We start from the raw sequence: 20,340 nt of genomic DNA on the forward strand, positions 1-20,340 counted from the left end.
GACTGGAGATCAGAGGAAAATATATTACAATGGGGGTAAATATGAGTACTTATTATATAGATGAAAAAGTATTTTCTAAAAAGGATAAATACTTTGTGTATGATATTGAGAATAAGAAGGTATCACAGATTACAGAAAATGCTTTTGCTGGAGTTTTTGATAGAATTTTTGGAAGTGTTTTTTCTATAGGTCACAAGTTATGTATAAATAATTTAGAGGGCAAAGAGGAATTTATACTTAAAAAGAGAGCAGGAGGGGTTTGCCCAAGATATGATCTTATAGTTGATAATAGTATAAAAGCAACAATAAAAAGAGATAGAAAATGGATAAAACCTAGATATAATGTATGGGGAGATTATGGAACTTATTTAATTGAAGGAGATATTTTGGGAAAAAAATTTAATGTAAAAAAAGATGGCATAATTTATGGAAGGATTGATAAAAAAGACTTTTCGCTTAATGATATTTATGAAATTTGTACATATAAAAATGGTAGATATGAATTATTCATATCAATAACATTAGCTATAGATAATTCTATACATAATTAACAATAAAAAAGCTGTCTCAAAATAGTTGAAAAATTATTTTGAGACAGTTTCTTTTATTATATTATTTAAAACTTAAATTTTTAAAAAGGTTAAATAATATCTTTATTAGGTAACTTTTTTAATATATTTTATAATTTAAATAAAAGAAGTTTAGTTATGTGAAATTGTATGGAATTTTTTAGACTTCCATTTAGATTTCCATCTTCTATTTAGATATCTAAGAAATTTTTTATAAAAGGCAGTTAATAAAACCATTGCTGTAAAATAAACCAGTAGAAAAGTACCATCCCATTTTACAGGTACGTATTTTGCCGGTATTTCGTAAAGATAGCATAAGAAAATAAAAAATAAAAAACTTGAAGATCCACCATTTTTTTTAATTAAATCGTATCCTCCAATTGAGCAGAGTCTTAAGGTTTTATATACTTCAAGACCTAATATAAGTGGTAAAAAATAAGAATCTTGTTTAAGTACATATCTTGTGTATATATCAAAGATAATAAGTACTACAAAGATAATAAAGTAACATTCGCTTGTAACTTTGTTTTCTAAAAGTTTCATTTTCCTTTTTTTATTTTTTAGTTGATTAGCTATTTCAGACATTTGTTTTTCCTCCCTGTTAAATAAATTTTCGGAAATTAGTTACAAAACTTTACATTTTAGTTAGCTTTTAATTATGTAAAATGCATTTCATGGATTAAAAATTAGAAATACTAATAAGTTATTATAAAAAAATATGTTATAACAAATATATATAAATGTTATGATGAATTATGATATTTTAATACAAAATACGGCTAAAACAATAAAAATATAGTATTTTGTACATATGTATTGCTTTATTTGTTATGATGAATTATAATATAATTAAAATAATACAAAAACACATAGAAAAGGAGTGTGAAAATGTTAGATAAAAAATCTAATACTCCCTTATATCAACAATTAAAAGATAAAATTCAAATGAAAATAGATAAGGATCTTAAACCTGGTGACAGTCTTCCAACAGAAGCTGAAATACAAAAACAATATGGTGTAAGTAGAATGACTGTAAGAAGAGCAATACATGAGCTTGTAATTGAAGGAATTATACAAAGAAAACAAGGTAGTGGAACATTTGTGCAAGAACCAAAAATGGTTCATAATGTTGAAAGAATAACTAGTTTTACAGAAGAGATGAGAGAAAAAGGCATGATACTTAAAACCGTTTCTACTGAAATAAATGAAATACTTAGCCCCTCAAAAAAACTTGTCAGCAAATTAAATTTATCTCCTTATGAAAAAGTAATACAAATAAAAAGATTAAGATATGTAAATAACCAACCTTTTATTATAATGATAAATTATTTAAGAGAAAAATTTGTAAAAGGTATAAAAGAAAAAGGAATAAATAAAGAATCATTATATGACATTCTTGAAAGTGATTATGGATTAATTTTAGAAAGAGCAGATGAAACATTAGAAGCTAGGGAATCAACAGAATTTGAAGCTGAACATTTAGAAATTGATATATGGTCTCCAGTACTTTATCTTGAAAGATTGTCATATATAAAGGATGCTGTTCCTATAGAATTTACTAATGTAACTATAAGAGGAGACAAATATAAATATAATGTTAGTTTATATGGCCGTGATAAAATCAAATAAAGTTTTACTTTATTTGGTTTATTAATAATAAATACTTTGATTTTTAGGAGGTGATTAATTGCTAGAAAAATATTTAACTAGAAATTTAGTAGTTTTTAACGCTACAGCTTCAACACCAGAAGAAGTTATAAGACTAGCAGGAAATTTATTATTAGATGAAGGAAAAATAAAACAAGAGTATGTAGATGCTATGATAGAATCATATCATAAATTAGGATCATATATAGTTATAGCACCTCATATAGCAATGCCTCATGCAAGGCCCTCTCAATATGTAAATGAAAAATCTATAAGTTTTATTAAACTAAAAACTCCTGTAAAATTTAATAGTAAAAAGAATGATCCTGTAAAAATTGTATTTGCATTAGCAGGTAAAGATGATGAAAGTCATTTAGGTATGATTAAAGAACTAGCTGAGTTGCTTACTAATCCTGAAAAAGTAGAAAAGTTAACGTATGTAAATAATTATCAGAATTTTTTGAAAATAATTTCTTGATGGAGGTATAAAATGAAGATATTAACAGTATGTGGAATGGGATTTGGAACTAGCTTAATGTTATTAATGAGTATTCAAGAAATAGGGAAAAAATATGATGTGGAGGTTGATGGGGAAGCTGTAGATCTTGGTTCTTCTAAAGGAAGAGAATGTGATCTTATAGTAGCTTCATCAGAGATTGCAGAAGAAATAAAAGAAGAAAATATTGAAGTAATAGCAATTGATAACTTGCTTGATAAAGAAGAGATAGAAAGAAAAATTCTGCCCTATATTAAAAAATAAATAAGGAGGAGATAATATGTTAGATTTCATTACAGCTATTTTAAGTAATCCTGCATTTATTTTAGGAATAATTGCAATGGTAGGCTTAATAGCTTTAAAAAAGAGTGGATCAGACATAATAAAAGGTACATTGAAAACGGTTTTTGGGTTCCTTATTCTTCAAGCCGGTGCAAACATAATTGTAAATGCTCTTATTCCTTTTAGTTCAATGTTTACAAGTGCATTTCATTTAAGTGGTATTGTAGCTGAAGATAATTCTCTTGTTGCAGCAGTTCAAAAGTTTTTAGGTAGAGAGACAGCTCTTATTATGGTATTTTCATTTCTTATAAATTTAATTCTTGCTAGAATAACACGTTGGAAATATATTTTCTTAACAGGACATATGATGTTTAGTTTTGCAGGTACTATGGCAATAGTGCTTGATCAAATGGGGTTCAGTGGATCTACGTTAATTTTAATAGGTTCACTAATACAAGGTATATCTATGGTTTTATTTCCTGCAATATCCCAGCCTATGGTTAGAAAAGTTACAGGAAATGATAGTGTGGCATTTGGATTTTGGGGAAGTTCATTAATTAGTTTATCTGGATTAGTTGGAGGAGTATTAGGAGATAAATCTAAATCTTGTGAAGAATTAAAAGTATCTAAAAAGCTTGATTTTTTAAAAGATATGTCCATATTAATGGGAATAGTAATGGTGTGTATATATATAGTAACTGCATTAGGAGCAGGAAAAGATATAGTATTAAAATTAAGTAATGGTCAAAATATATTCTTATTTAGTATAATTCAAGCTCTTACATTTGTAGCAGGGATATTAGTTTTACTTCAAGGAGTTAGAATGTTTCTTGGAGAAATTGTTCCAGCATTTAAAGGTATAGGTGAAAAAATAGTGCCAGGTTCAAAACCAGCTCTTGATGTACCAATATTTTATTCATATTCACCAATGGCAGTTACAATAGGATTTTTATCAGCAATGGTAGGTGGATTAATTGTAACATTTATATCGAAATTCCTTCCAGTAGTTGTATTACCAAGTGTTATAGGATTATTTTTTATGGGAGGAGCAGCAGGAGTATTTGGAAATAAAGCTGGTGGTAGAAGAGGAGCTATAATAGCAGGTTTGTTTTTAGGTTTTTCATTTTCTATACTAATTGCCTTAGCATATCCCTTAGTAGATGTGACTAAGTATGGAATTAAAGGTCTGTGGTTTGCTTCATCAGATGCTATTATAGTCATAATAATAATGAGACTTGTAGGTAAATTATTTGGAATTTAAATAAGGTTTACTTAACTTAGAAATAAAATACAAGTTAGGAGATGATAAAGTGAGTAAAATTAGAACTGTTTTAGGAGATATAAAAAAGGAAGATTTAGGATTTACTTATTCCCATGAACATCTACATGCAGTACCACCACAATCTCAGAAGGATAGAGATCTTGAAATAAGTGATTATGATAAAACTTTAAAAGAGTTGTTGAATTTTAAAGCAGTAGGTGGACAAACTTTAGTTGAAGCTTCTACATTAGATTATGGAAGAGATGGTAGTACATTAAAGAAGATGTCTAAAGAAGCAGGAGTAAATGTAGTTGCAACAACAGGATTTAATAAGCATATATACTATCCTAAGTGGGTGGAAGAAAAAAGTATTGAAGAGATAAAAGATGTTTTAGTAAGAGATATAGAAGTAGGAATGGATGGCACAGATGCAAAAGCTGGATTTTTAAAAGGAGGATCATGGTATAATTTGGTTCATCCATTAGAAGATAAAACAACAAGAGCTATTTCAAGAGCACATAAAGAAACAGGAGCTCCAATATGGATTCATACAGAAGCTGGAACTATGGGTATGGAAATGGTTGATATATTAGAAGAAGAAGGAATTGATCTTACAAAAGTTGCAGTAGGACATTTAGATAGAAATGCAGATCCATACTATCATTTAAAACTAGCAGAAAGAGGGGTATATATCCAGTTTGACGGTCCTGGAAAAGTTAAATATTATCCTGATAGTATAAGGGTTTCTTTGATAAAAAATTTAATAAATCATGGATTTTTGGATAAGTTACTTATTTCTGGAGATATGGGAAGAGCTTCATATTTACATGCTTATGGTGGCGGTCCAGGATTTAAATTTATAAAAACTAAGTTTATTCCAAGACTCATAGATGAAGGGATTACAAAAGAGGAGATAGATATTATATTTAAAAACAATCCAGCAAATTGGTTGTCCCAATTTTAGGAGGATAATATATGAATAGATTAAAGAAAAATGATATTATTGCAATATTTAGAGATATAAATCCTAAAGATGCACCTTTTATTGTAGAAGTATTATTAGAAGAAGGAATAAACTTAATAGAAGTTTCTTTAAGCGAAGAAGAAAAAGGACTTAATTCTATAAAAGAAATTTATAAGAATTTTAAAAATTCTAATATTAATTTAGGCATGGGAACAGTTATAAATAAGAGTCAAGTAGATAAAGGGATTAAAAATGGGGTAAATTATATAATTACTCCTGGGTTTGATAGAGAGTTAGTTAGATATGTTAATGATTTAAAAGTAGATATATTACCAGGGGTACTTACTCCAGGAGATGTGGCTCAAGCAACTGCTGAAAATATAAAAATAAGCAAATTATTTCCAGCGAATACTTTTCCTATAAATTATATTAAAAATTTAAAAGGTCCTTTTCCTAATATGAAATTTGTAGCAGTTGGAGGAGTTAATTTAAATAATATTAATCATTTTTTTAACAACGGATTTTATGCTGCAGGAATAGGAAGTGATCTTATACCTAGAGGTTCATTAAAAGAAAATAAAGAGAATATAAGACAAAGGGCTAAAGAATATATAAAGGTTATAGAAAAAAAGGATGATGTTTATGGCTAATAAATATGAAATGATTTATATGACAAGAGATGAAATAGAAAAAAGATTTAAAGAGACATCTATAGCAATTCTTCCCATTGGAGCTTTAGAACAACATGGACATCACTTGCCTTTAGGAACAGATGTTATTATTGCAGAAGAGTTATCAAAAAGAGTATGTACAGAAACAGGAGCGTTACTATTACCAGCAGTTTCTTTTGGATATTCATGGGTCTGGCGTAATATACCAGGTACAATATCTTTAAAACAGCATAATGTTGAAGAAATAATTAAAGATACAGCTACAAGTTTAAATAGATATGGAGTTAAAACTCTTATAGTTATAAATGGTCACGATGCTAACAATGCTTCTATGAAATATGCAGCTAGAGAATTAGAAGATGAAATAGGCATAAAAGTTATATATCTTTTTTATCCTGATATGAATGATGTAATTGAAAAAATAATGGAATCAGATACTTGGCATGGATTAATACATGCTTGTGAATTTGAAACTTCTCTTATGTTAGCTATAAAACCTGAAGTTGTTCATATGGAAAAAGCAGTTAAGGAATATCCAAATAAACCTTTATTATATGGAAAATCAACTATTTCTTTAGGGGATTTAAGTAAGAGTGGTGTCTATGGAGACCCAACTAAAGCTACAAAGGAAAAGGGAGAAAAATTATTAAAGATTTTTACTGAAAAAATTGTGAATATTATAAAAAGTATAGATTCATAAAATATTAAAAATATAAACTGATTTAATACTAATTTATGTTAAATTTAAAGCATAAATTAATCCTAATGTGTAAAAATCAATTATATTTTATAATTTAAAAGATTGAAGAACCAGTAAGTTTTTCTGGTTCTTATTTTTATTAGTATGAATGCAAGTGTATATTCTATTAGTTAGATGTTTTTTATTACCTTCCTTTATAACATTATTAGAAAAATACCATTTGTTTAATGGGATTTGTATACTGTTTTTTATTTATATATAGTTTTTAGACAAAATTCGACAAAGGGGATTTAAGGGTTACAATATATTCAATTTTTAAACATATATAGTTAGAGTAACATAATTATAGGGTAATTTCATATAAAATATTAAATTTATTAATATATTGTACGAAAATATATATTAGGGTTCTAAAAATTATGTAGAAATAAAGTGAAATATAGTGTGCTTAGAATTTGTTATAAGCATAAGGGGAGGGTTTTATATTGAAAAAATTAAATTTAAGCAGTATTAAACACAAAATTATGATTTATTTTTCTATTTTGTTGGTTTTAGGTTGTGTGGCATTTGGAATAACATCTTATTTAATATCTCAGTCATCATTAAATAATACAGTAGACTTAATGCTTCCAGAACTTTCAAAACAAGGTTCGAAACTTGTGAATCAAGAAATAGAAAGTAAACTTAAAAATTTAGAAAGTTTAGCTAATATTCCTATGATGAAAGATGAAAAAATTAAAATAGAAGAAAAGCTAAAGCTTTTAAAAGAAGAAGTTAAAATAAATGGTGATTTAAGAATGGGAATAGTAGATACCAAGGGTAATGCTATATATACAAATGGAAGTAAATTAAATATTAAAGATAAAGAAAATATAGTAAGAGCTCTTAGAGGCGAGAATTGTATAATGGATCCAAGCAAAAGTAAAATTGATGGTAAAATTATAACAGTATATACTGTTCCAATAAAGTCAAATGGTAAGGTTATAGGTGCTATTTCTTCTGTTTTAGATATGGCAGCCTTTAATAAATTTATGGATGACATAAGTGTAGGAGATACTAAAAGTTCTTTTATAGTAGATAAAGAAGGAGTAACTATAGTAGATAAAGATATAGAAGTTGTTAGAAATCAAGTAAGCTACATAAAAAAAGGAGAAGAAGATTCTAATTTTAAAGCTGTAGGTGAAGCTGTAAAAACCATGATAGATAAAAAGGAAGGAACCTTAGAATATAATTATGATGGTACAGATAAAATTATGTCTTTTTCTACAATCAAAAGTACAGGTTGGGTTGTTGGAGTTGTAATAACTAGACATGAAGTTTTATCACAACTTTCAAAGCTTATACAGGGCATAATTATAGCAGCTTTAGTGGTGATAGCTTTAAGTTTAATATTTACAAGATTTATATCTGCTAAAATAGCAAAAGGAATTGAAAATGGAGTAAAATATATAGAGAGAGCATCTCAAGGTGATTTTAGCTTTGAAATTAATGAAAAGCATTTAAAAAGTAATGATGAAATTGGAAAAATGTCAAAATCCATAAATGAAATGAAAAAATCTATTAGTGATATGATTAATTCAATAAAAGATACTTCTAATAGTATTGAAAATGAATCAGATGGACTCTATACTGCTTCAAATGAAATGACAAACTCTTGCGAAAATGTATCTTTAAGTATACAAGAAGTTGCAAAAGGGACACAAGAACAGGCTGAAGAATTATCTAAGATAACTCAAATATTAAATGAATTTGGAGCGAAAATAGAAGAAGCAGAAAAATCTGTTAAGGATATAGAGACAAGTTCTTTTGACATAAAAGAAACAGCAGATGAAAGTAATAAACATATGAATAATCTTCTTATATCAGTTAGAAACGTTAGCCATGCTTTTAATCAGTTAGAAGAAAAGACTAGAAATGTTGAAACTAATGTAGATAAAATAAATGAAATAACGAATTTAATAAATTCAATAGCAGAACAAACTAATCTTCTTGCTTTAAACGCAGCAATAGAAGCAGCCAGAGTAGGTGAAGCTGGTAAGGGTTTTGCTGTAGTTGCAGATGAAATAAGAAAACTTGCAGAGCAATGTAAAAATTCTTCAGAAAATATAGCTACAATTGTTTCAACTGTTGTAAGTGATACAGGAGAAATGTCCAATAATACAAATGAAGTTAAAAATATTTTAGAAAAACAGGAAAAAAGTATAGATATTACAGCAGAGTCTTTTGATAAAATAACTGAAACAGTTGATAATCTTATGCCTAAAATAAGAACTACAAGTGAGGCAGCTCTTAAAATAAGTGAAGATAAGGATGATATAATAGGAAGAGTAGAAAATATATCTGCAGTGTCTCAGGAAGTTTCAGCTTCAAGTGAAGAAATATCAGCTTCAAGTGAAGAAATGACTGCTATATCAAATCAAGTTGAAGATACAGCTAAAAAGTTAAATAATATGACAAAAGACATGAAAGATAAAGTTGATATATTTAATATATAATTTTTTAAAAGGATAAAATTATATAAAAAATTCAATATAATGAAAAAAATATAATGTAAAATTAATGTTGACATGTTTGGTATTAATATGTAAAAATAAAGAGTAAGGTATTTAATATTAAAATCTATGAAATATAGATAATTAGATGAACTGTATTAAATACTTAACAAATTAATATATATAAAATGTAAACGGATTAAAACAAAAGGGATTTAGGTGAAAAAGTATCTATAGGATAGGCATTTTAGAATGTTTAAATTATAGATACTTTTTCTTTTTTTATATTTATATAAATATAACATATAGAGGTATAAAAACATAATTATGTATTATTTTCATATAAATTATTAAATATACTAATAAAATGAACGAAAACTATATATAAAACCAATGTAAGTAAAAGTATGTATAAACAAGATGACAATGGGATAGTATACTTCAATAAATTACTAGGGGGGATAGTATATTGAAAAAAATTAATTTAAGTAGTATAAAATACAAAATCATATTTTATTTTTCTATTTTATTAGCAATAGGATGTATATCTTTTGGTGCTACATCTTATTTTATATCTAGTAGAGCATTAAACAATACTGTGAATCTTATTTTACCACAACTTTCTAATCAAACTTCTAAGCTTGTAGATCAAAAAATAAAAACTAAACTTAAAAATTTAGAAACTTTAGCAAATATACCTTTGATAAAAAATGAAAAAGCTAGTATAACTGAAAAGATGAATTTATTAAAAGAAGAAGCAAAAATAAATAATGATTTAAGAATAGGTATAGTAGACATTAATGGAAACGTTATATATACTGACGGAAACAAAATAAATATTGGTGAAAAAGAGAATATAGTAAAAGCTCTTAAAGGTGAAGAAAATGTAACAGATCCTTTAAAAAGTGAAGTAGATGGAAAAGTTGAAGTTATGTGCACTTTTCCAATAAAATCAAATGGAAAAGTAATTGGAGCTATAACTTCTGTTACGGATATGAAAGAATTTAATAAACTTATGGAGCAAATAAAAATTGGAAATAGTAATAGTTCTTTTATAGTAGATAAAAATGGAGTAACTATTGCTGATAAAGATATGACTGTAGTAAATAATCAAATTAGTTATATGAAAAAAGCAGAAAAAGATTCTAAATTTAAAAGTGTTGGTAAAGCTGTTAAAAAGATGATAAGCAAAAAAGAAGGTACTTCAGAATATAATTATGAAGGCGTAGACAAGGTTATGGCTTTTTCAAGTATCAAAAGTACAGGATGGGTTGTTGCAGCGGTTATAACAAAGAAAGAGGTTTTATTACAACTTAATGTTTTAGTTAAAAGTATAATAATAGCAAGCATAATTGCTTTGATTGTAGGTGTAGTTTTTACAAGATTTATATCTCATAAAATGTCAAAAGGAATTGAAAATGGAGTAGAATATATAGAGAAAGCTTCAAGTGGAGATTTAAGATTTGATATAAGCAAAAAACATTTAGAAAGTAAAGATGAGATAGGCAAAATGGCAAGATCCATAAATGAGATGAAAAGTTCCGTTGGAGGAATGATAGATTCTATAAAAGATACATCAAAAAATATTGAAAATCAATCTGATGGATTATATAATGCATCAAATGAAATGACAACATCTTGTGAAAATGTAACTTTAAGTATACAAGAAGTTGCAAAAGGAACTCAAAATCAAGCACAGGAGCTATCACAAATAACTGATATATTAAATCAGTTTGGATACAGCATAGAAGAAGCTTCTAAATCTGTTGAGGATATTGAAGAAGGTACAAAAGGTATAAAGGGAACAGCAGATGAAAGCAATGAACATATGAATCAACTTATTATATCAGTAAAAAATGTTAAGAATACTTTTAATGATTTAATAGAAAAAACTGTTGCTGTTGAAACTAATGTAGATAAGATAAATGAAATAACAGATTTAATAAATTCTATAGCACAGCAAACTAATCTACTTGCTTTAAACGCTGCAATAGAAGCAGCTAGAGCTGGAGAATCAGGAAGAGGATTTGCTGTAGTTGCAGAAGAAATAAGAAAGCTTGCAGAAGAATCTAGAAATTCTTCCGAAAATATAGCAAGTATAGTTTCAAATGTTGTAACTGATACAGGAAACATGTCCAACAATACAAAGGAAGTTAAGAAGACTTTAGAAAAACAGGAAAGCATGATAGATATAACATTAAAATCTTTTGAAAAAATAACAAATGCAGTAGATGATATTATGCCTAAAGTTAAAAAAACAACTGATGCAACGTTAAAAATTGATAAAGATAAAGTAGACATAATCAAAAAAATAGAAAATATATCAGCAGTGTCAGAGGAAGTTTCAGCATCCAGTGAGGAAATATCAGCATCATCAGAAGAAATGACTTCTATATCAATGGAAGTTGAAGAAACAGCTAAAAAATTAAATGTTATGACAAAAGATATGAAAGATAAAGTTGAAATATTTAATGTTTAAAACAAAATCTCCTACTGTTTAATCAGTAGGAGATTTTGCTATTTTAATCTTTGGAATTTATAGTGTTATTTTTATTCATGGTTTAGATGTTTCAACTTATAAGATTTTAATTTAAAATAAAATATGCTTATTAAAAGAATAGAAATAACTAAAAAAATCAAATAAGATATTGGATTTCTAATATCAGTTAATTTATAAGTTTTAGTTAAAGAATTTAGAATACAAATTATAGGGTAAGCAAGTCCTATATACATGAAACTTCTTAAAGCTTTTATATCAAACTTATTTATGGAAGTATTTTTAGTTTCAAAATAGATTGATATAAAAATTATAGAATTTAAAAGAATTATTTCAAGATTTTTATTTTTAACAGATACTGCTATTATAGTTAATATTGCATAGGTTAAAAGTAGTTTTTCAAAAGTAAGTTTATTCAACAAAATCACCTTTCTTAGGGTAAAATGGTATTTGCTTTTAAAATTATAGTTGTTATAATTTGTATCATTGAATAATATGTAATATTTTTCTATAATTATATCAAATTTACTAAAATTTGAAAATGATTAAACCTATTATGATTCTTAATACTAATAAGGGCTAGTATTAGTTTTTTTTATAGCTAAATTTTATTTCATTATATGTGTAAATAAATAGTAGCATATATATGTATACTATAATTTATAGATTAATTTTATATATTTGTGATTATTAGCTTAATGAAGGATAAGAAAATAAAATATAGGATTTTAAATTATAAGATTTTAAAAAAAGTAACTATTAAAAATTTGATATAATTAGACATATAGGTTTTAAAAGATTTATAGAAGGAGGTTATCTTATGTTGTTAGGAGCAATAGAAGCAGGAGGAACAAAATTTGTATGTGCTATAGGAAATGAAGAAGGACTAATAGAAAAAAGAAAACAGTTTGATACAACTACTCCAGAAGAAACTATGAAAAAGGTTATTAGTTTTTTCAAAGATAAAAACATAGAAGCTTTAGGTGTAGGGAGTTTTGGACCTATAGACTTAAATGAAAAATCAGATACATTTGGATATATAACATCTACTCCAAAGGCAGGTTGGAAAAATTATAATATATTAGGAGAATTAAAAAAGCATTTTAACATACCTATAGGTTTTGATACTGATGTTAATGGAGCAGCTCTTGGAGAAATGAATTTTGGAGCAGCAAAAGGATTGAAAAGTTGTGTATATATGACTGTAGGAACTGGAATTGGAGCTGGAGCAGTTGTAGAAGGAAAGTTACTTCATGGAATGCTTCATCCAGAAATGGGACATATTATTTTAAATAGACATAAAGATGATAACTTTGAAGGCATTTGTCCATATCATAAAAGTTGTTTTGAAGGGATGGCAAGTGGACCGTCAATAGAAAAAAGATGGGGTAAAAAAGGAACAGAATTAGGTGAAAATCATAAAGCGTGGGATATTGAAGCTTATTATATAGCAGAAGCTCTTGTAAACTTTGTATTGATACTTTCACCAGAAAAAATAATATTAGGTGGAGGAGTAATGAAGCAAAAACAACTTTTCCCTAAAATTCGTTCTTATTTAAAAGACATGTTAAATCAATATGTTGTACATAAAAATTTACAGGAAGATATAGAAGATTATATTGTTTATCCATATCTTGGAGATAATGCAGGTATTTGTGGAGCATTAGCTTTGGCTAAAAATATATTATAAGTTGAAAATTGATTTTATACTCAAAAGTCAGTAATTTTTATTACTGACTTTTATTTTACAATTTTATGTTGACTTATCCATTTTTCGCATATATAATAATAGAAAAAATAGGGAACGGGGGATTAAAATGAAAAAAATTGCAATAAAAAGTATTATTTTAACTGGATTTATTACATTAGGATGTTATTCTTCAGTATTTGCATGGTCAAGTAAGGAAAACGTTAACACTATGGATACTCACAAAACTATATCTGTTCAAGCTTTAAATATGATAAAAAATGATTTAAAGTTAGACAGTAATGTATCAAAAAATATTGAAATACTTGAAAATAATATGGATCAATATAAAAAAGGATCGGTAGCACCAGATTTTGGTGAAGTCGATATTGAAAGGGATTACAGATTATATCAAGATCATTTTTTCGATCCAGATAGTAATAGTAATTTTACAACATCATCTTTATATCCATTATATTCAATAAAAGATACTGCTGAATCTCAAACAGTGAATTATATGGGACAAGCTGTTGCTTCTTGGAAAGATGGAGATTATAGTAATTCTGTATATTTACTTGGGAAAGCGCTTCACTATTTTGAAGATTTAAATGAGCCTCATCATGCATTAAATTGGACTGGTGGACCAGGAACATCCCATGCAGGATTTGAAGATTATGTAGAAAAAGAAAAAGATAATTTTAAAATCAGTTCAATGGGTGAAGATAAAAGTGAATATAATTCATATTCTGATGAACCATTTTACAAATTTTTATCTCTTCAATCAATAAAATATGCTAAAAAAGCAAAAGGATTTAAATCAAAAGTGTCTATGAAAAATAGTTGGGATGATTGGAAAAATGCTGCTATAGGATCAATGAAAAATGCTCAAATAGGTACTGCTAGCGTTGTTTATAGATTCTTACAAGAGGTTTCAAAAAATGAAAATAATTCTTTAACTAATCCAATTGGTAGATTTTTTGTAAGAATAAAAACTGATAATGTAAGTTATGCAGGTACTGATGATTACATGTATTTTGGTATGGGATTTGAAGATGGTAAAAAACTAGAAGTGAATTGTGATGTTGCAGGAGATGATTTCACAAGAAATTCTAATAGAGCTTACCAATTTACTATAAAAGATTCAGATTACGATGTTAATAAATTAAATAAGATATGGATAAGAAAAGCGAAATTTGCAGGGGATGATTGGAAAGGTAAAGAAATAGAATTATATATGCAAGGTAAAAGAATATTTAAAGGTACTATAGATAGATGGATGTCAGGAAACGATACCTATGAAATTTCTTTAAAATAAATATTTTATTAAAGGATATAAATATTTATTTTAAAATTGAAATAATATTATTAATATGCTATTAGAAAATAAAAAGGGAACCTTTAAGGTTCTCTTTTTATTTGAGTATATATTAATTTATTTTATTAAATCAATAAGTATTTTGTAAAATTTAGTTATACAATTTGTATATTTAATGATACATTTTTAATGCAAACAGTAAAAAACAAATATATAAAGAAATAATTATAATGTTAAGAGTTAATGCTATTTTTGTTAGTTTAGATTTATTTAAAATTAAAGTTATTATACAGAAAATAGTTCCTGCAATAGAGATATAAAGAGGAGTAAAAAGAGAAATATTATTAAGTTTTATAAATGGTATTATTTTGGAAAAATAGTTTATGAATATAAATAAACTAGATAGTGGTAAAACTATACATATATATTTTAAAATGTTTAAATAATTTTTACTCATTTAAATTCCACCTTTAGGGATACTATATTAAAGTAATATAAATATACAATAAAACACAGCCAATTAAAGTATTTTTATTATATAAATGCTGTAGCTATTTGATATCAGGATCAGATGTGTTAGTAATATGATCCCAGTTAACATCTACAGTTTCTTTATCTTCTTTAGAATCAATCCATTTATTAACTTCTTTATCTACAGCATCGATGCCATTTACGTTTACATTAAAGCTTTTTAAGTACCAATCTGGACCTATACTAGAAATATTTTTCTTAGTTAAATATGTTTTTGCTACATCTTTAGGATTAAAATCTATATCATTTATATATAGATAGTATTCATCACAGTCTCCATATTCAAAATCATTATAATTAACTTTGTCTAATTTCCATTGTTTAACTGTACCATCCTTTAATTCTATAGAAAAATAAATATCGTCATCAGTTCCAGCTCCGAAAGCTTTTCCTGTTTCTACAGTAACTGTAAGAGAACTCATAGGAGATTTGCTAAGTCCAACATCTAAATTCCATCTATCTGTAAATCCAGAATAATCACCAGATTCTGCTTGCTTTAAAAGAGTAATTCCATGTTTCTTTCCTTGTTCAAAGGCATTTTCAAGACGTTTAATTCTATTATTTTGTGATAGCATTTTTTGAGAATCTTCATAACTAATATAATTATATCCAATTCCCGTTTTTAATCCTAGTTGAAGAGCTTTAGTCCACATAGTTTCTTCTGTTTCACTAGAAGATTGTCCATATACTTCTTTTGTAGTTTCATTCATAAATTTAAATGGAATATCATTTGTGTTAGCAAATTTTTCTGATATGTTAGTTTTGTTATAATCTGATATTTTATTTCCACCTAATTTATTGAAAACATATATTTCAGCATTACTTTCTAAATCTTTATGAAGTCCTCTTGTAGATTCATTATCAAGATAGACTCCACACTCTGGATTGACAAATACTCCATGACAAGCTAAATCACCAGTTATATGTGAAACCCAGCCAGCGGCAAAAGCTATATTTTTTAGATTTTTAGAAGCTAGTGCCTTTTTTAATTGGGTTGATGCAAAAGTACCTACTTTATAATAGTGAAATCTATCTGCCCAAGGTGCTCTTTCTAGTACTTGTCCAGGTTGTAGGTAGGGCAGATCTAATCCATTTGCACCCCAGTTTGCTACATTAGGATATGTTTTTATTGCTTTAGCGATTAAACTTTCTTGTGGTAGATCTTTTGATATCTCTTCAATTAAGGTGCAATGACTAACTGGTTGAAAAGCTAGTGCTGTAATGCTAGTGTTGAAAACGATAACAACAGATAATAAAAAACTACTTACTAAATTTTTTTTCTTCATGTGTTTATCCCCCTTTTATAGAAATGTTAGTTATTAATACAATATTTATTATATATTAACATGATTACATATAATTAGTAAATAGAAAAAATAAAAAATTTAATTTGAAATTTAATAAAATTAAATAATATATTTAAATAGATATATTTATTTTAAAAAAATAGAAAAGACTTCCTTAATTTAATAGGAAGTCTTTTTAAAATTAAGTAATATATAATTTTTTATTTATAATAAATAAAGATTTCATTCTATTAGTTAGTTTTTAGTATCTTACCATCTTTGTCAAGTAAATTTCCAAAATAATCTACAGGAACGAAAACCCATTGAGAATTTGAATGTTCTGTATCTAATCCATCTGAATTAATAAAGCCATCATTATCAACATACAAAAATTTGTTATTTACCATATTTTTAAGTGATATTAATCTTTTATCTGGGCCACCGCCGGAAACACGATTTGCTATATTAATTTCAAATTTTTGGTAATTTGCAGCGTTTGCATCTCCTGAAAAGCTAGTCCATCCGTTACCATTGTAAGCTTTATAACCAAAGTATTGATTAATATCTTTTCTAGGTGCTTTAATAGTTATTTTATCACCACCATGTAAAATTGCTTCATAAGGAATAGCGCCACCTTGTACAGAAATCATATCATCATAATTAGGATTCCAAGGTTGTTTGTGTAAACTTAAATCTAGTCCAGTCATTGGTTGATTGGGTAGTGTGTTATTAGGATCGTTCCAAGCTATTTTCCCACGTTCAGAAAACCAGTGTGATTCAAAGCTTATCCCTCTTCTAGGAAATTTAGCAGGAGCTATTTTGTATCTTTGGTGAGTGTGTATTGGATTTCTCCAAATATCATGTAGTGTATTTACTTTTTCCTGTGTTGTCATTTGTCTAGGATGTAAAGAATCTGCTGCGGATACTGATTTTGTTCCTAAAATAAGAACTGATGATAAGCAAAAAGTTGATATCAGTAGTTTAAGTAATTTTCTCCTTTTTTTCATTAGTATCCCCCTAAAAATTTATTAATAGAAAATTATTAAAAATAATCTAATTATTTCTAATAACCTGACTATTGTTAATATAATAATTTACTAAAATGTAAAAGTCAACAGAAAAATGTAATATAAACAAATGTTATGTATATTTTGTGAATAAAAAAGCATTTTATGTAAAACATTAATCATTATATTAAAAAATATATATTACTATAGAGTGAGATATAACATGTTATATTAAAATATATAAATAAAATATATTATATAAAATTAATTAATTGTTTGATATATTATAAAATAGTTCTGATATTATAGGAGGATTATTTTGATTTAATATTTAGAGATAGAAACATATTTTGGATAAACAATATATCCAAAATATAATTATTTATACATTTATAGTATAATTTATGGTATAATTTTTTTAAAAATATTTTTCTGACTAGACTTTGAAAGGGCTAATATAAAGTAACTAAATATACTTAGGTATAGCAAGAGGTGGCAAATATGAAATTAGAAAAGATGTTAAAATTAGGGGTTATATTGGTTGTGAGTATAAGTTTATTAACTGGATGTGATATCTCAAATAGAATTTACTATGATAACAGTAAAATAATTAAAGATTACGATAGTTTAAATATAGATATGATTGAAGAAACAGCAGGGGATGCTACCTATTCAGCAATATTAAAATTAAGTGGAAGTGCAACTATTTGGAAATATGAAAGTGATAAAGATATAACTTTAAAGGCTCCTTATGATTTGTTAGTGAAAAGTGGTAAAGCAAAGATTGTTTTAATTTCACCGGATAATAAAATTACTACATTGATAGAAAGTAGTGGTGAGTCTGTAGGAAGAAAAACATCAGTTTTTAAGTTGAATATTAAAAAAGGTTACAATCGTATAAAATTAGTAGGATATGAAAAGGCGGATATAGATTTAGAAATACATATAGAAATAGGGGAATTTCAAGAGATAGATTTTTAGATATGTTATAAATTTAGATGAATACAATAGTTTGATTTATATAAATCTATAAATAGAGGTAACAAAGGAGATGAATCTATGAAAATAGATATGATTTTAGATAGTATAACGGCAATATTTATGATGTTTGCTATATTTTGTATTTCATTTGCGGAATATAAAACAGCTAAAAAATCAGGCGAAATTATAATGAGAAGAAAGTATGTAAATAATGTGATACTAAAATCTTTTATAATGATATTATTGGGAGTACTACTTTTATATGGGGTATATACTGTATATAAAGAAAAGAAAATAAGTACTTTTTTAATGGTTTTATATAATATATACATTTGGCCTACTTTAGTTACTGTATATTCAAAAAAAGCTTATACAATATGTGAAAATGGAATTAAATTAGGATTTGGTGGATTTATAAAATGGCAAGATTTTGATAATTATGAAATAGAAAATGAAATTTTAAAAATTAAAAGTAATAAGAAAAGCTTTATATATAAGATGAAGCTATTGCCAGAGCATATTGAAAAGATGAAAGGAATATTGAAATTTAATATAATATACCCATCCTAAAACATCTATTTTATGATTAGTAAATGTTAATATAAAATTTTATCCTATAGCATAATTAGTATTATAAAAATTAATTCAATCTAATAGAAAAACATAATTAAGTCTATTTAAATTAAATGAAAGGGGACTAAATATGATTTCTAAAAAGAAAATGCTGATATTTATAAGTTTAATTATTTCAATAAGCATGTTAATAGGTTGCAATAATACTATGGATAATATTTATAATGATAATAGTAAAATAGTTAAAGAAGGGGATACCTTTGGGTTAGATGAAACCCATGAAGTTGCCAAAAATGGAATATATAAAGGTATAGTAAAATTAAGTGGTACAGGAACTATATGGACATATAAAAGCGATAAAAATTTAAATTTAAAGGTTCCATACACTTTTTCTGTTAAAAGTGGTAAAGCAAAGATTGTTTTAATATCACCGAATAATAAAGTAACTGTACTTGCAGAAAATACAGGGAAAAATACTGAAGGTGAAATTAAAAAATTAACTATACCAATTAAAAAAGGCAATAATCGTATAAAATTAGTGGGATATAAAAAAGCAAATATAACCTTAGAAATACATATAGATAAAGGTGAATTTCAAAAGATAGATTTTTGATTTTACAAGAAAAAACATTAATAAGGAGGATTAAAATATATGATAGAAGTTAGTAATTTAACTAAGCGATTCAAAAAAGGTGTAACAGCAGTAGATAATGTAAGTTTTAAAGCAAACGATGGAGAAATACTTGGATTACTTGGGGAAAATGGAGCAGGTAAAACTACCACTCTTAGAATGCTTGCAACAATGCTTAAAATTACAGAAGGAAAAGCTATAGTAAATGGTCATAATGTAACTAAAGATCCAGATAAAGTAAGAGGAGAAATAGGAATTTTGTTTGGAGGGGAAGTAGGGCTTTATGATAGGCTTACAGCAAGGGAAAATATAAAATATTTTGCAGAGCTTAATGGAATGAATAAAGAAGAAACTGATAAAAGTATAAAATCTCTTGCTAAAAGTTTAGAAATGGAAGAATATCTTGATAGAAGAGTTGGGAAATTTTCTAGAGGTATGAAACAAAAGGTAGCTATTGCAAGATCTATAGTTCATAATCCATCTGTTGTTTTATTTGATGAACCAACTATAGGATTAGATGTAACTTCTGCAAAAATTGTACAAGACTTTATATTAGACTGTAAAAAAGCAGGAAGGACAATTATATTTTCAAGTCATACAATACCAGAAGTAGAGAAATTATGTGACAGAATTGTTGTTATTCATAAAGGAAAAATAGTTGAAGATGGAAAACTTAAAGATTTAGAAGAAAAATATGATAATAATATAGAAGAAATATTTATAAATTTGATAGCTAAATAAATATATAGT

The 20,340-nt window shown here is 26.4% G+C and carries 20 protein-coding genes; 16 read left to right on the forward strand and 4 right to left on the reverse strand.

What is annotated here, in order from left to right:
- Nucleotides 1-41 precede the first annotated feature (41 nt).
- Nucleotides 42-551, forward strand: coding sequence for an LURP-one-related/scramblase family protein (locus ABDZ71_RS06020; protein ID WP_343759842.1), 510 nt, complete (start codon nucleotides 42-44; stop codon nucleotides 549-551).
- A gap of 150 nt (nucleotides 552-701) precedes the next feature.
- Here ABDZ71_RS06020 and ABDZ71_RS06025 read toward each other — a convergent pair whose 3' ends face one another.
- Nucleotides 702-1,154 carry a hypothetical protein gene (locus tag ABDZ71_RS06025; RefSeq protein WP_343759844.1) on the reverse strand — a complete coding sequence of 151 codons (453 nt, stop codon included), beginning with the start codon at nucleotides 1,152-1,154 and terminating at the stop codon, nucleotides 702-704.
- A 303-nt stretch (nucleotides 1,155-1,457) separates the two neighbouring features.
- On the opposite strand from ABDZ71_RS06025, the gene ABDZ71_RS06030 reads away from it, so the two are divergent.
- From ABDZ71_RS06030 to ABDZ71_RS06070, 9 genes are all read left to right on the forward strand, one after another.
- Nucleotides 1,458-2,198 (forward strand): GntR family transcriptional regulator, encoded by a 741-nt coding sequence (locus ABDZ71_RS06030; protein WP_343759846.1) that lies wholly within the window; start codon nucleotides 1,458-1,460, stop codon nucleotides 2,196-2,198.
- Nucleotides 2,199-2,256: 58 nt separating this feature from the next.
- Nucleotides 2,257-2,694: a PTS sugar transporter subunit IIA gene (locus ABDZ71_RS06035; protein WP_343759847.1), complete on the forward strand. Its 438-nt coding sequence runs from the start codon at nucleotides 2,257-2,259 to the stop codon at nucleotides 2,692-2,694.
- A 12-nt stretch (nucleotides 2,695-2,706) separates the two neighbouring features.
- Complete coding sequence (locus tag ABDZ71_RS06040; RefSeq protein ID WP_343759849.1) at nucleotides 2,707-2,976, forward strand: PTS sugar transporter subunit IIB; 270 nt, start codon at nucleotides 2,707-2,709, stop codon at nucleotides 2,974-2,976.
- Nucleotides 2,977-2,992: 16 nt separating this feature from the next.
- Nucleotides 2,993-4,255, forward strand: a complete 1,263-nt coding sequence (gene ulaA, locus ABDZ71_RS06045) for a PTS ascorbate transporter subunit IIC (protein WP_343759851.1) — start codon at nucleotides 2,993-2,995, stop codon at nucleotides 4,253-4,255.
- A 49-nt stretch (nucleotides 4,256-4,304) separates the two neighbouring features.
- A complete protein-coding gene (locus ABDZ71_RS06050) occupies nucleotides 4,305-5,219 on the forward strand; it encodes a phosphotriesterase family protein (protein ID WP_343759853.1) in 915 nt (304 codons plus the stop codon).
- Nucleotides 5,220-5,230: 11 nt separating this feature from the next.
- Complete coding sequence (locus ABDZ71_RS06055) at nucleotides 5,231-5,869, forward strand: bifunctional 4-hydroxy-2-oxoglutarate aldolase/2-dehydro-3-deoxy-phosphogluconate aldolase (RefSeq protein WP_343759854.1); 639 nt, start codon at nucleotides 5,231-5,233, stop codon at nucleotides 5,867-5,869.
- A complete protein-coding gene (locus ABDZ71_RS06060; RefSeq protein WP_343759856.1) occupies nucleotides 5,862-6,590 on the forward strand; it encodes a creatininase family protein in 729 nt (242 codons plus the stop codon). Before ABDZ71_RS06055 ends, ABDZ71_RS06060 begins: the two co-directional genes overlap by 8 nt.
- 485 nt (nucleotides 6,591-7,075) lie before the next feature.
- Nucleotides 7,076-9,085, forward strand: coding sequence for a methyl-accepting chemotaxis protein (locus tag ABDZ71_RS06065; protein ID WP_343759859.1), 2,010 nt, complete (start codon nucleotides 7,076-7,078; stop codon nucleotides 9,083-9,085).
- Nucleotides 9,086-9,551: 466 nt separating this feature from the next.
- Entirely contained in the window at nucleotides 9,552-11,561 is a 2,010-nt protein-coding gene (locus ABDZ71_RS06070) for a methyl-accepting chemotaxis protein (RefSeq protein ID WP_343759861.1), read from the forward strand.
- Between the two features lie 71 nt (nucleotides 11,562-11,632).
- Here ABDZ71_RS06070 and ABDZ71_RS06075 read toward each other — a convergent pair whose 3' ends face one another.
- Complete coding sequence (locus ABDZ71_RS06075) at nucleotides 11,633-11,998, reverse strand: hypothetical protein (protein ID WP_343759863.1); 366 nt, start codon at nucleotides 11,996-11,998, stop codon at nucleotides 11,633-11,635.
- Between the two features lie 401 nt (nucleotides 11,999-12,399).
- Here ABDZ71_RS06075 and ABDZ71_RS06080 point away from each other — a divergent pair, with 401 nt between their 5' ends.
- Together ABDZ71_RS06080 and ABDZ71_RS06085 are read left to right on the forward strand one after the other, a co-directional pair.
- Complete coding sequence (locus ABDZ71_RS06080; protein WP_343759865.1) at nucleotides 12,400-13,269, forward strand: ROK family protein; 870 nt, start codon at nucleotides 12,400-12,402, stop codon at nucleotides 13,267-13,269.
- Between the two features lie 127 nt (nucleotides 13,270-13,396).
- Nucleotides 13,397-14,581, forward strand: a complete 1,185-nt coding sequence (locus ABDZ71_RS06085; protein WP_343759868.1) for a zinc dependent phospholipase C family protein — start codon at nucleotides 13,397-13,399, stop codon at nucleotides 14,579-14,581.
- A gap of 551 nt (nucleotides 14,582-15,132) precedes the next feature.
- Here ABDZ71_RS06085 and ABDZ71_RS06090 read toward each other — a convergent pair.
- Complete coding sequence (locus tag ABDZ71_RS06090; protein ID WP_343759870.1) at nucleotides 15,133-16,398, reverse strand: PLAT/LH2 domain-containing protein; 1,266 nt, start codon at nucleotides 16,396-16,398, stop codon at nucleotides 15,133-15,135.
- Between the two features lie 251 nt (nucleotides 16,399-16,649).
- The gene (locus tag ABDZ71_RS06095) at nucleotides 16,650-17,405 is read right to left on the reverse strand and encodes a hypothetical protein (RefSeq protein ID WP_343759872.1); all 756 of its coding nucleotides are present in this window, start codon (nucleotides 17,403-17,405) and stop codon (nucleotides 16,650-16,652) included.
- A 501-nt stretch (nucleotides 17,406-17,906) separates the two neighbouring features.
- Between ABDZ71_RS06095 and ABDZ71_RS06100 the strand changes: the two genes are divergently transcribed.
- From ABDZ71_RS06100 to ABDZ71_RS06115, 4 genes are all read left to right on the forward strand, one after another.
- On the forward strand, nucleotides 17,907-18,386 hold the full coding sequence (locus ABDZ71_RS06100; protein ID WP_343759873.1) for a 50S ribosomal protein L7ae: 480 nt from the start codon (nucleotides 17,907-17,909) through the stop codon (nucleotides 18,384-18,386).
- A 78-nt stretch (nucleotides 18,387-18,464) separates the two neighbouring features.
- A complete protein-coding gene (locus ABDZ71_RS06105) occupies nucleotides 18,465-18,956 on the forward strand; it encodes a hypothetical protein (RefSeq protein ID WP_343759876.1) in 492 nt (163 codons plus the stop codon).
- A gap of 133 nt (nucleotides 18,957-19,089) precedes the next feature.
- Entirely contained in the window at nucleotides 19,090-19,572 is a 483-nt protein-coding gene (locus ABDZ71_RS06110; RefSeq protein WP_343759878.1) for a 50S ribosomal protein L7ae, read from the forward strand.
- Nucleotides 19,573-19,611: 39 nt separating this feature from the next.
- Nucleotides 19,612-20,331 (forward strand): ABC transporter ATP-binding protein, encoded by a 720-nt coding sequence (locus ABDZ71_RS06115; protein WP_343759880.1) that lies wholly within the window; start codon nucleotides 19,612-19,614, stop codon nucleotides 20,329-20,331.
- The last annotated feature ends 9 nt before the right edge of the window (nucleotides 20,332-20,340 follow it).

Origin of the sequence: Clostridium oceanicum (assembly GCF_039521385.1) — a bacterium.
GTDB classification, from domain to species: Bacteria; Bacillota; Clostridia; order Clostridiales; family Clostridiaceae; genus Clostridium_F; species Clostridium_F oceanicum.